We start from the raw sequence: 14,541 nt of genomic DNA on the forward strand, positions 1-14,541 counted from the left end.
TATTTGCAAAATATGTTATTATATTTATTAGTGTATAGGCAAAATTCTTAACTTGCTAGTTATAAAACACCTTATTATCTTGGAGAGATTTGAATGAAGCAAACCCGCAGAACTTATGATATTGAAACTAAAATGGCAATCGTAGATTTATACAATCAAGGTAAATCCACCACTGAAATAGCAAATTTAACTAACATTCATCGTACAGTTATTTATAAATGAATTAATATACACAAGAAGCATACTGCACTTAGTGAGAACGAGCGTATCAAAGATTTAGAGAAGAAAATCATGCAGCTTGAACTTGCTAATAAAGAACTAAATATCGAGCTTGAAATTTTTAGATCTTGCCAAATTGAATTTGAACAAAAAATGCAAGTGATTGAAAAATTTAAACATCAATACAGTGTTTCTAAAATGTGTAAAGCCTTTAATACTAACACTAAACGTTACTATCGATGGCTGTCCAGTAGAAGAAACAATGAAGAGAGAACTGAGTAATATTGATTTTTTAGCCAACACACTTACTAAAGTAATCTTATAGCTAATATAAGGTTACTTTTTTTAGTCTTGTTATAATATTATAGTTTTATAATTTAAACATCTATATACAAGGTTTTCTTTGCTATGAATAATAAATTCTTACATGCTGTTCCAATTAACAGTCCAATCCAAATTAAGGTTGAAAATTTAGACCAATTTTACAATCTTGCACCAACATCAATTGGTTTAAATTATTTCTCACCACAAATGGCTTGATCACCTACTAAACTAGCTCAAGCAGCAAGTTATGCTATTTCAATTATTGACTATGAAGCATCAGGGGCAATGGGCGTTCCTTTTGTACATTGATTAGCTCTTAATATCTTTGAACCTTATATTAAGTTTAATGATTCAAAACTTAATAAAGGAAACCTATATCAAGGTGAACATACAGCTTCACAATATCTAACTCACCCATTAGTTGAAATCAACAAAGAATTAGCACACAACCAATATTATGCACCATTCCCACCAAACAAAAATCACAAGTATGAAATTAAAATTTATGCTTTAAAGCATAAGATTTCTACAAACCGTAATTTAGTGATGCACTTATCTGATTTTGAACGAACAATTTATGATGCTAAAGTATTAAATATGGGAGTGTTTTATGTTAACTCTCCTAAACTAAGTTTAGATAGCAACAACATAGTCGTTGAATCATCAAGAGAGTATGATAACTACCATTTATTTAAAGCTGTTGATAATTCATACCACCAAATTGAAGATGTAAAAGTTTTAAATATCAAACAACATATCTATGATGAAGCTAAATTATTAGAAAATACTAAATTCCCTAAAGCTAAAATTAAAATTATTGATAGCTCTAGTGCTAAATCATATGCAGTAATGATTACATCAAACCATCTATCTCATAAGTTTGGTGTACCACTAGTTAACTTTGCTCAAATCATAGATAAAGCAAATGAACAAAGAATTAAATTTAAAAACTCATATGGATTAAGAGCTGATTTAACTGATATTAATCCTGATTTATATCAACCATTAGTTGATGATTTATTAATTCTTAAAGACAAAGATGCTAGATATAAAGGTTTGTATACTATTCATGTTTATGGGCTTGATTGTGAACTAAGTGAACTAAGTAAAACAAGTGAAGATGAATCAGTTGCAGGAATGTTTGATTTAATTTCAAAGCATGTAATAGCTTATACTTCTAAATTATTTAAATAATTTAAGATGCAACGATTTTTAAACTAGAAATACTAATAGGAATGATGTTAGTATTTTTTGCTCTCTAAGAAATTTAGAAAGCTATAAAGAAACAATTAAAGGGACAAAACATAAATTTTTAAAATATAAAAAATACCTAAAACCGGAACATTTAAATATATAGTGCTTTTTTTTTTTTTTTACAAATTAAAGAAATTATAATATATGCAAAGAATTTTCGAATTGTAATTCGAGTAATTTTATTTCAATTGATACTTAGGATATTTTAGAGATTGCAAGATTTTTGTGCAATCGTATAAAACTAAGAAATCACGTTCATTTAACATACTATAATCTAAAAATCTTTGGCTTTTATCTAAAAATAAAAGCCAATTTTTTATTTTATAAATGTTAATAACTAAATTACTAGTTTATTTCGAAAAGCTTAATCTCGACTTAAAAAGGTATATGTAATGGACAAGTTATATTTAAACATTTTAGAAGACTGTGGTTCTGGAAAATATATCCTTTTCAATTCTAATGAAAATGCTAAAAAAAGAAGTAAACAACTAATAGAAGGTTGAAAAGGTGCTAAAAATAGCAATCCAACAGTTCAAGAATTAATTCAAAAAGAGATTGACTCATCAATAAATTCACTCGAACATAGTGAGAATGCTTTTTCTTTATTATTAAATAATCTTGAAGTAAACAATATTTTTAACATCTTTGCAGTTGGTTTAGAAAGATGTGGAAGAAGTATTTGAGATCGTTTGGAATGAAAAACAAGTAATCCTTCTTTCAAAAAATATACTAATTTTTGTATTTTAGCTCAAACAAAAGATTTAGAAAACGTTAGTTTGAAGCATTTTAGTCCGGGTAAGGAAAAAGTTTCATTTAATGCAAACACAGTTGCCTTAATATTTGATATCAGTTTACAAGATGGTGAGTTCTCTTCTTTTAGTTTACAAAGAATTTCATTTTGTAACTATAACAATAAATTACAAGAATTCAAAGAATTAAAAAAAATAAATGAATTAATTTTCACTTGTAATACTTACATGGAATGTTGTGGACGCAAAAGTCTCCTTTCTACTATGCGTCACGAAAATAAAAAAACTCTTTCTAATATAAAATCAATTCGAAATCATAAAGATGATAAGGAAGAAGATAATATCAACTTATCAAAAAATAAAAAGTATATTCATTCTTTCTCTAAGATTTATGATAACAAGAATAACAAAGATCTTCATAATACATTTTTATTAAATCTTTCTAATAAGGAATCACTTAAACTTGAAATCGATGAAGATACAGAAATACCTATTACACATGAATTAAGAAATAATGAAATATATCTATTAGCTGGAAAAAATACTGATAAAAAGAAATCTTTTGAAGGATATTTTTCAGATATTTTATCTAAAAACAACATTTCGGATTCTTTATATGTTAAATGCAAATTAGAAAACAATAAGGATAAACCACTTGATGATTTAGTTGATAATCTTAAAAAAGAAAATGAACAGTTAACAAAGAAATTAAAGGACCTTGATAAAGAGAATGATGAAGCTAGTCAACAATCTAAAAAATGTAACGATGATTTAGATAAAGAACAAAAAAGCAAAAACGACATACATAATAGATTATCTAATGAAATATATCAATTAGAAATAGATGAAAAAATTGATGAAAAACAAAAGCCTAAAAAAATTGATGAATTAAAAAAGCAAGCTAATAAAGAATTAGATATCATTGACAAAAGAATTAAAGAAATCGAATCAAAGATTAATAATATAAACTCCAAACAAAAAGAGATAGCTAATGAAAGAACTAAAATCGTAAAAGCAATCAATGCTAAAGATTACAAAATCGAAAATATCAATAATTTAAAAGAATGAATTTCAAAAGATAAATTAAATATTTTCAAACTTGAAAATTTAACTATTAGAGCTAAAGGTAAAAACAAAGATATAAGCATCGAAGTAGAAAGCTACTTTGATAAGGAACATTACAATAATCCAAACTTTATTAAAAGATATCCAATATCTAACTTAAGTCCTGGTGAAAAAGCAATTATTACGCGTTCTAAAGTGTCAATGAACTTTTTGTTTGATGGGGATTATAAACAACCGCTTTTAGTTCCAGCTTTATATAAACCCTTTAAGGTTGATGCTTCAAAAGCAGACAGTGATGAAAATATCAAATTAATAACTCAAAAGAATAAACTAAACAAGAAACAAGAAGATAGCTTTAAAAAAGCTATTTATTCAGATGCTTTATTCTTACTTCAAGGTCCACCAGGAACAGGGAAAACACAAGTTATTTGTTCATTAATTGAATACTACCATCTAGCAAACAAGAATGTAGTTTTAACTTCATCTACACACGAAGCGATCGATAATGCATTTGATCGTTTTGCTAAAAAAGAACCAACTGATCCTAATGTGTTTGCTTACAAAATTGCAAGTGGTAATAAAGTTAGAAATAATCCGTATGCAAAGGAATTAATTCCGCACAGATACAAACAAGCATTATCATCTGAAGCTAATTTAGTTAATATAAAAAATAATCAAAAAACAAATACAGATTTTATTAATGATTTAATAAGATATAGAGATAATTCTAATAACAAGTTTGTGCTTGAACGTGTATTTGAAAAAATTTTAACAAATCAATGTAACCTTGATGAAGTAAGAAATGAATATTTTCAATATAATGAAGTATTAGGGATTATTGATGAAATAGCGAAAATTTTTGAAAAATACGGGTTTGATAAAGCAACTGATAAAAGTTTATTTGAAAAGATTTCTGATATTAAAGATTTAGAAAAATTAAAATCAAGTTCAAATTCAGAATCTCAAAAAAATGATGAAATTAAAGCAAGAGTTTATGAAAGGTTGAATAAATTTAACTTAAATTTTGATATCGAAAACCCTGTTTTAGATAATAATGATAGTTTATTACTAGATGTTTTAGTGGATAATCAATTAATCAATTTATTTGGATTAACTACAACATCAAGCACACAAATTGAACATAAAAATGAATTAATCGATATTACAACTGATTATCCAATTGAAGTATCAATTATGGACGAAACTTCTAAAACTAATTTATATGAATTAATTAATCGTGCTTTATTCTGTAAAAAAATCATTCTTGCTGGGGATGCTTACCAATTACCACCAACAAGTAATTTCTCAGATGATTTATATGAAGCGTTAGAAAAAGAAGGAATTATGGAAAATGATTATGAAAAACTAGACAAAGAAGAAATTGCTGAAATCTTGAATTTTCCATATTTTGAACAAACAATTAACACTTTAAATCAAGAAAATGAAAGTAAAAAATACTCATATGAGTTTTTAACACATCAACACCGTTTCCCAGATGAAATAACTCGCTTTGTTAATATTTTATATGAAGAGAAAGAACAACCTTTAGAAACAGCTAAAAATGATAAATGCTTTAAAGAATATTCATTTAAATACTTTGAGAATAAACTTAATTTAGTATCAACGCACAAACTATCTGATGATTATTTTGAATCAATCAAAAATGCTGGTGAAATCATAATTAATGATGACACTAATTTTGACAACGACAAATTAATTGATGATGGAGTTATTGAAACTGAATTCATCAAAGATTTCAATACTCAAAAGAAAAATGAAGCAAAAATTAATCAATATAATGCACTTGTTATCATTAAATCATTGAAGCTAATTCTTAAAGATAAAAAGATTGAAAAACTTTTAGAAAAAGATAGTGATTTTGCTCATATTGGTATTATCTGTTTAAGTCGAAACCAAGCAACATTAATCAAAAAACTAATTAAAGAAATCGATCCTGATATTCATAAAAAATATCTAGGTAATAAACGAAAAATTGTTGTTGATACAATTGACAACTTCCAAGGTCGAGAGTGTGAAATTATTTTAGTAGATCTAATAAGAACTAAGAAGTCAATTAATAACCAAGGCCGGGATAAAAACATTGATTTCTTAAATGATGTTAACAGACTTAATGTTGCGTTCTCTAGAACAAAGAATATATTGATTATCTTTGGTAGTTTTGAAGAATATTTAGAACCTAGAGGCTGAAAAAATGCCCCAAACAGTTTAATTAAATATATTAATCACTACAAATATAAGCTTGATAGAGAATATATAGATTCTAGAGATATTTATGAGGACGAAAGCAATGAATAAAGACATACTATTAAGATTTCATTTTCCGATAATTGAAAAGAAAATAAACTTCAAAGTTCAAGAATTAAAAGCAATGGATTTTTATCATGCTACATTCATTGTTGGTTTATATGAACTATCTAATGAAAAGGAACAATATTTTACATTAAAACAAATATTTAAGGATATTTTCAATATCCGTAATGATCTTTTAATTAGATCATTTTGATTAAAAATAGTTAGAGATTTAATTGGTCTAAATGTAATTAGTCTAAATGGTTCTTATAAAGATTTAGAAGATAAAGATTTACTTGAATACGAAGTTAAAAAGATAAAGATCCACCCCAAAATCGAAAGTTATATATCTCATAATAAATTTTATTTATTAGATTCAAATCCTACCGAAAAAAATAATGTATTTTATTTAAGACCTAAATTTTTATCAGAAGAGTATACAGAATATTTTAATGAACAAAATATAGATAAAAAAACTTTTATTGATTGGTACCGTAACACAGATATTAATGAAGAATTAGAACAAAAAATAGCAAAAGCTGAAGAAGATATTGAACGATCAAAAAATAGAATAGTTGTAGACATCAAAAGAGATAAAACTCCTGGATTATTAATAGCTTTTTTCGAATCAATTTATTCAACCGGTTTAGAATATAAAGAAGAAAAAATTGATATAAAGATTTCAACGAAAACAAAAAATCAACTTGTTTTTATTGAAGAACTTAAAAAACCACAAATATATAAAATGCAAGAGAATTCAGCAACATTACTAATTAATAAAATTTTCCCAAATAATGAACAATTTTCTGATTTAAAAGTAGTAGATAACAACCCATTCGATTTGAATAAATTTGATAATGAATATTTATTTAAATGAACAAATAAAGTTGAATTTGAACCATTTTTAGATTACATTATTTACAAAAAGAAACTATTTAATTTATATAAATTTAATTGTAATTTATATATTGAAGAACACAAATTTAATAATGAGTATAATCAACTAATTATTCCTTTTGAAATTAGTGAAGATGAATACTTAAGCATTGTAAAACAAATATATAATAAAAGCGATTTATATGATCAAGCCTTCTTAGAAAAAGTTGATTTATCTGAACAGATTAAACTATTTTTAACAAAAGAAATTCAAAGCATTGAATCATTAGATATTTTAATTGATGTTAAAGAATTAATTAAAGTTGCTTTTAAAGACTGAGTTGAACAAATTAAAGTTTTATATAATGAAGATGTATTTATTAATATCTTTAATCAAATTAATGATATTAAAGATTATTCAGTTTTTGTTAATCAAATTCTTACTAAAGATCAAAAAGAGTTAAGAGATGAAATTGTTGAAAGAAGTAACAATATGAATATTTTTAACTTTTATGATGCAGAAAATAAAGATTTAATAATTGAGATTTTTGCTTATAACTTTGATTCATGAATTGGTCAATACAATAATCATCCTGTTTTTAAAACTGAGTTTTGAACTAAGACTAATAAGATGATAAATGAAAAATTTGAAAAACTTAAAGCTTCAATTGAAGCTAGAATTCAAGAAATAAAAGCAAATAATTTAAATCAAAATATTTATTCAGAACTTTTATCATTTTTCGATTCAATAAAAGAAATTACAATTGTTTCAAATAAAAAAGCATATATTTACATTGATTATATCAATAAGTTCTTAGAACAATCTAATGAGCAATTAAATGAGAATATTGGTTTTATAAAAGAAACAAATTTACCCCTAGCAATGAAGTTAAGAAATCAACTTGAAGATCTAGCTAAAGAATTTGCTAATAAAACTGATGATCAAAAAGTTAACAACTGATCTAAAACTTTAAGAAAAAAGGATAAACAACTTGCTGATTACTACTCTTATTTATCTAATAATTTTGCTCATAATCTTCATAAAAACAAGAATAAAGATGATAAAGAACATATAAAAGATAATGAAGAACTAAAAGCAATTGATAGATATATTAACAATTTTAAAAACAAAGGTAATAAGTAATGAGTCATCTTGCTACAATAACACTTAATTTAGATGAACTAGAAAAAGAGCAATTACATAACATTTGTGATGAAAATATTAAAATTATCCAAAATGCTATTGATTCTAATAAATACCTAAACAATGAACTTCTTAAAAAATCAATTATTGAATTAAAAAATATCAAAGATTCAATTGTTGAAAGTGTACAGTTTTTATCAGGAAGTTATGAAGCAATGCAATACTCTGAGAAAGGGTTTTTTAGAACACAATATGATAAGATTGAAAAATTAACTTTAAATGTTATTCAAGCAATTGATTACACTACAAAAACAGAATCTTCTATTAATAATTTTGAATATTATGTTTATGAATATGGACAAATTGCTACTAAAGCATTAGAGCGAATTTATGAAAATAATTTAGAAGTTAATGAAACTGTATTAAGTGATTTAATTAATGAACTAGTAAGTATAAAAGCTGATCCATCTGAACTAAAGGTTTTTAAAGAAAAGTACTATAAACACATCTATCAACACGATGACCAAAATGTTCAATCATACTTCTTATCTCGCATCCATCAAGTAACAACTAAAAAAGATATTACTGATTATGAATTATGGTATAAAGAACAAATTAAAAAATTAATCAATAATAATCAAATCATTAAACCATTTGCTGATTTCTTAGTTAAAAATAAACAATATCAATTTCAAGGACAAAGAGTAATACTTGAAAGTAAGGGGTTAGCTTCTTATTATATTTTTGAAAATAAGATAGGGGAGCAAATTGAATTCACAGTTTCAGCTGATAACACTGTTTCATATAAGATTGGTGATTATGCTTCTCATGTTTGCACTAAAACAGCAAAAGAAATGCTAGCTTATATTGAAAACCATTCAAAAATGAAAGTTCTTAAACAAAACATCATAAGAGAGTTTGTTGCATCTAAACCAAAATATAAAGCTAAAGAAAAGATTAAACAATGAGGTAAATAATGAGTTTTAAAGCTACAATTGTTGACCAATTAAAAATAAGGCTTTTAAATAAGAATATTTTAATTATTAAAGGCAATACATCTGATTTTGTTATTCCTAAGATCTTAGATTTAAATATTAAAAAACCAGCAAAAGAAGATGATATTAATAATAAACTTAGTAAACAGACTTATTTAGATTCATTAATTGATTTTGAATCAAAAGATATTCTTACTTTTAATCAATATTTAATGCACTTTTTATATCAAGATCCCAATTTTAGGTTTAATGAGATCTTCCTTTATAACTCAAACTGACAAGAGGATGCTGATGTTGTTCATGGTAATATTAGAGTTAAAAAAATCAAACAAAATCAGATTGATGAATCTGAAACTGATGATGGGTATGAACAATCAAGTTTATCACTATCAGATTTTAATGTAGGGTCAATGAACAATGATAGTGTTTTAATTGTTGAGCGTTTAAAACAATTAATTATTGAAAAAATTAGTGATCCATATTATACAAAAAGAACACTTTTTATTTTAGATTTAGCTGATTTATTTTTAAGTGAAAAAAACCAAGGTTTTGATTTAACGCAAATAAATTCAATCATTGATTTATTAACAAATGAGATTAGTTCAATTACACACAGTTTTAAGCCGTCTAATTTGAAATTAATTTTAATAGTTAAAAATGAACAAATGTTTAATTCGATTTTATTTGCTAACAATCGAGAAGTTAGCACACTTAATATTCCAACCCCATCATTAGTTGAACGAGAAGCATTCTTTAAATTAAGAGGATCAACATTTTCAAAACTAATTACTAAATTAGAAACACAAAAAGAAATTAATACAGCTGCATCAATAACTAATGGTTTAACCTTTAGAGAATTGCTTCAACTTAAGGATTTTGCAGATCGATGACCATATGAAATTAAGGATTTTAAAGAACTTTATCGTCTTTGTTTCTTTGAAAAGAAAGATTCTGAATGAGAAAAAATAAACGATGATAGTTTAGCTAAATTCACTGAAATCTTTAATAGTCGTGTTAAAGGTCAAGAACATGTTGGTAAGAAAATTAAAGAAACTTTAATTAGAAGCAATGTTGGACTACAAGGTATTTTACAAAGTTCAGAAGTTGCTAATAATTCCAAACCTAAAGGAATCTTATTTTTAGCAGGACCAACTGGTGTTGGTAAGACTGAAAGTGTTAAAGCTTTATCTGAATTTGTTTTTAAAGATGCAAATCAAATCATAAGATTTGATATGTCAGAGTACAACCATGAAGAATCAGACCAAAAACTATTAGGAGCACCTCCTGGTTATGTTGGTTATGAAGCTGGTGGTACATTAACAAACGCAGTTATTGAAAAACCATTTTCAATTGTCTTATTTGATGAAATTGAAAAAGCTCATCAAAAAATCTTTGATAAATTTTTACAAATTTTAGAAGATGGTCGACTAACATCATCTAAAGGAGAACTTGTTGATTTCTCAGAAACATTCATCATCTTTACATCAAACATCGGTGCAAGCACAATGCCAAAAGATGGTACTAATGAAAAAATAATAGAACATTTTAAAAACGAAGTTGACAAACACTTTAAAGAAAAACTAAATAGACCAGAAATACTTAACCGTATTGGTAAATCAAACATTGTTCCTTTTAATCGAATTGTTGATCCTACTATTAAGCTTGATATTATTAAATCTAAAATTGAAAAGATTAAAAAGTTCTTACTTGATAAGAAATCTATCAAATTAGAATTTGATGATAATATTGAACATTATTATCAATTTGTAATCAATAATTCTGATGATAATATGGGAGCAAGAGCTTTAATCATTGCTTTAGAAGATGATTTAGTAAGTATTATTTCAAATGCTATTTTTAAACAAAATAAAGATATTCAAAATAAATTAGCTAACTCAGAAAAGGGAACATTTGTAGTTTTAAATATTGAGTGTAAACATAATACAAACAATGGCACATTTGCTTTTAAAGCAACAATTAAAGATTAAATCGATTATTTAGAACAAGAACCAGAGATTGCTCTGGTTTTTTGTTTTGCTTTAAGTTTGAATTAATTAAACATATTTATTGAAATATTGTTTTAAAAGTTAGCCAACCAATACTAAAAAAGCGAAGAGAATGTTATTTTGTTATAAAATTTATATATAAATTTACAATTCTTGTTCATTTTTAAAAATATTATGCTATGTAAGTTAATTTTATTTATTAACTAAATGAATTAGAATCAAATTCCTACTAAAGGAGTTAGTGGTTATGAAAACAAAGAAGAAAATTATCATTTCTAGTTTATTAATAGGAGTAGGTTTATTACCTATTATTGGTTTTGTAGCAAGTTGTAAAAATGAAGATAAACAAGGTGTTAATCAAAAACACTCTCTTTTAGAAGAGCTTGATGAAAGAGATAATTCAAATTCTAAAAAGAAGAATAGTCAACTATTTAAAGAAACAGATAAAACTAAGATTAGTGAGAAGAAACAAGAAAATAAACCAAGTGTTTTAAATAATCAAAGTAGTAGTCCTGCAACAGGGAATAAACAAAAACCTACTGAACCATCTGATCAAGTTAATAAAAAACCAGATGATAAAAGTGTTGTTGGTTCAAATAACTCTCAACCTTCTCCAAATAATTCAAGTAGCTCTAATTCAGTAGATAATAAAAAAGAAGATGAAACAAAGAATCAATCTACTAACCCATTAGTTGATAGTTCATCAAACCAACCAAAAGAAGAAATACAATCTCCTTTTGATTCAAGTACTAAAGAAGAACAACCGCTTAAACATGTTGATGATAGCTTCTATCCTAAACAAATCGATCAACCAGTTCAACCTGCTGCATTAGCTGAACAACAAATAAGAGATCGTATTTTAGGGATTGACCAATTAGCACCAAATTACTATACACATTCTGATTTTAAACTTAAAAATGATTATGTAGAAGTGCTTGGAGATGGTTCTGATCCCTTTAAATTAGAGTTATTAGATAAGGATAATCAACCAGTTTCAGGCGTTAAATGATATGTAAGAACCCGATACCCAGAAAGTGAAGTTTATAAGAGTGGATCAACTTGGAATGGAGCAATCATTTCACTTAAAGACGATGGAACTGTCTCAGGACTTAAGTATGATGGTGAACAAGGTAAATCAGAAGTTTGAGCAGAATATCAAGGATATTTATATAAAGCTATAGTTAGAGTTTTTTCTAATTCTGAAACAGAAAATGAAATTGAAACTCGAAAAGCAAAAGAAGCTGCTAAAAAGATCACAGAAGAATGACACGATTTATCAGATTACCAAAAAGCATTAAAAGCATATGAGTGAATGACTCAAAATGTAGAATATGTTGAGCGTGGTAATTTAGTTGATGACCAAACTGCATATTCATCACTTGTTGAAAAGAGATGTGTATGTTCTGGGTACGCTAAAGGTTATAAGATGTTACTTGATGAACTTGGTATACCATCTAAATTAATTGTTGGACCTGTTTTAATTGCTAGAAACACATATGAGAACCACATTTGAAATCTAGTTGAAATTGAAGGTAAATGATACCATGTGGATACTACTTGAGGGGTAAGATCAAAACGTTGAACAAGAAATGGTAAACAAAAAACTATTTATAATTATTTTTTAATTTTAGATGATGATTTCAGATCGCCTAGAAAATACACTAATCCTAATTTAGATACAATGGGGACAAAATATCGTGCTTCAAAGATGGACAACTTTGTGGTTGATGAAATTGGAGTTAGAAGGGTTATACATAAAACTTTCACAAAAGAGCCTAAAAGAACTTGATTTTTAGTTAATACACCTTGAAAATTTAAAAATGAAGAAATATTAGAAAAAGCCATCAAAGATCTTACAGGTACTAGATACAAACCTAATGTTGGTAGAAAAGTTGATTGAAATTACAACTTTAAATATTTCTGATATTTATTAGAAGATCAAATTAAAAATGTTGATTCTAAAAAAGTTGATTTAACTATTTCACCAACAACAAATGACAAGAGTTCTTATATCATTAAAATCCAAACCAATGGTGAAGTTGAATTTGGCTTAGAAAACATTGAAGTTCAAAATGCATTCATTGATAGATTAGAAAAAACTAATGATGGATATTTAGTTTACTTAACAAATTTCGATATCCCTAATGGAAAAAATAATATTAAGATTGATGTCTTTAAAATTGGATACCAATTCAAACCAAGTACTTCTGAAGTAAGTTTTGATGTAAAACAACAACCAACCCCTGAAGCTAAGTTTATTGCTGATACAAATTCATCTGGAGTATTAACTAATGTAGATTCAAATATGCAATATCGAACTACTATTGGAGACTGAAAAGATATACAAGGAAATAGTATTCCATTTAATGATGTTGGTACAATAGACATCTATGTTCGTAGAAAACCAGATGCTAAACATTCTGCTTCTAAGATCCAACATATCAAATTAACTAAAGGTAGAGATCTAGATAGAGAAGTTAAATATTACAATAAACAAATTATTGGCGTTGATAACACTATGCAATACCGATTAGATGGCACAGCTGATTGAAAAGAAATAACTACTACTAAATTAAGTAATTTATCATCAGGAACTTATCAAGTTAGAATTAAACCAAATGGTTCTCAACTTGCATCTGATACAGTTAAAGTAACTGTTTACTAAAAAAGATTAAATAAAACAATATTTATTAAACACAATTATGTTTAGTCATAGTTGTGTTTTTCTTTTATAAAGATATTTTTCTAATAGAAAGATTGAAGAAAATTATCATTCTTAATCATTCATAATCGGTTTAGTCATTTATATGCATAAAATACTTAAATTTATAGTCGTGTTATAATAACTTTAAACAGAAAGAATTCTATAAATTGTTTTTTGTTACTACACTAATTTAGTAATCGATCAATAAATGATTACTAATAGAAATGGATGAAATCAATTTTTATGAAAAGAAAAAGAATAATCAAACAAGCTATTTTGATTGGGGCAGTTGCTTCATCTATCTCTATTCCTTTATTAGTAGCTTCTTGTACAAATGAAAATAAAAACCCATCTACAAAAAGTACTCCTAAAAAATCATTACTTGAAGAAAACATAAAGATAACTGATCCTACAGTAGTTAAACAAACTCGACCACTTGTAGCACTAAAACCAGCAAAACCAATACAAATCTTATTAAATAACATAGATAAGAATTTGAAACTTGTTGATAGTAAGTATGCTCTAAACTTTAAATTAGACTCATCATATATAAATAAGTATGTTCAAATTCAGCTCCAAAAAGTTGATGATCAAGATGTTTTAATTACTTCAAATAAAACAAAAATAGCTAATGATGGATCAGTTTTAGTTGCTTTTGAAAACTTAGAAGATAATAATGAATATATCATCAAAAAAGCACTTATTTATGATAATAACAACTCTAATCCTGTTGAACGCCAAATTACTAATGATCAACAAGACTTATCTGTTTTTACTAAACTATCTGATATCAAACTATCAGCCAATGCAAAAATTATTGAATACTTCTATAATGAATTCAAACTGCAACTTAATAACTTATTAAAATGAAAAGATAAGGCAGCAAGACTAGTTT

At 25.9% G+C, this 14,541-nt stretch carries 8 protein-coding genes; all 8 read left to right on the top strand.

Annotated elements, in window-relative coordinates; all coding sequences use genetic code 4:
- Positions 1–93 precede the first annotated feature (93 nt).
- Positions 94–501 (top strand): transposase, encoded by a 408-nt coding sequence (locus UDIV_RS03970; RefSeq protein ID WP_038103638.1) that lies wholly within the window; start codon positions 94–96, stop codon positions 499–501.
- Positions 502–627: 126 nt separating this feature from the next.
- On the top strand, positions 628–1,737 hold the full coding sequence (locus UDIV_RS03975) for a YbhB/YbcL family Raf kinase inhibitor-like protein (RefSeq protein ID WP_038103641.1): 1,110 nt from the start codon (positions 628–630) through the stop codon (positions 1,735–1,737).
- 452 nt (positions 1,738–2,189) lie between these two features.
- Positions 2,190–5,927: an AAA domain-containing protein gene (locus UDIV_RS03980; RefSeq protein ID WP_038103643.1), complete on the top strand. Its 3,738-nt coding sequence runs from the start codon at positions 2,190–2,192 to the stop codon at positions 5,925–5,927.
- A complete protein-coding gene (locus UDIV_RS03985) occupies positions 5,920–7,941 on the top strand; it encodes a hypothetical protein (RefSeq protein WP_038103645.1) in 2,022 nt (673 codons plus the stop codon). The genes UDIV_RS03980 and UDIV_RS03985 overlap by 8 nt, the downstream gene beginning before the upstream one ends.
- On the top strand, positions 7,941–8,918 hold the full coding sequence (locus UDIV_RS03990; protein WP_038103647.1) for a hypothetical protein: 978 nt from the start codon (positions 7,941–7,943) through the stop codon (positions 8,916–8,918). Before UDIV_RS03985 ends, UDIV_RS03990 begins: the two co-directional genes overlap by 1 nt.
- Positions 8,918–10,924: an AAA family ATPase gene (locus UDIV_RS04745; RefSeq protein WP_051749546.1), complete on the top strand. Its 2,007-nt coding sequence runs from the start codon at positions 8,918–8,920 to the stop codon at positions 10,922–10,924. Before UDIV_RS03990 ends, UDIV_RS04745 begins: the two co-directional genes overlap by 1 nt.
- 265 nt (positions 10,925–11,189) lie before the next feature.
- The gene (locus tag UDIV_RS04000) at positions 11,190–13,607 is read left to right on the top strand and encodes an MAG6410 family transglutaminase-related lipoprotein (RefSeq protein ID WP_038103649.1); all 2,418 of its coding nucleotides are present in this window, start codon (positions 11,190–11,192) and stop codon (positions 13,605–13,607) included.
- Positions 13,608–13,889: 282 nt separating this feature from the next.
- Positions 13,890–14,541 (top strand): hypothetical protein (locus UDIV_RS04005; RefSeq protein ID WP_038103651.1); only part of this gene is annotated, 652 nt, incomplete at its 3' end.

This window comes from Ureaplasma diversum NCTC 246, assembly GCF_000731915.1.
GTDB lineage: Bacteria > Bacillota_I > Bacilli_A > Mycoplasmatales > Mycoplasmoidaceae > Ureaplasma > Ureaplasma diversum.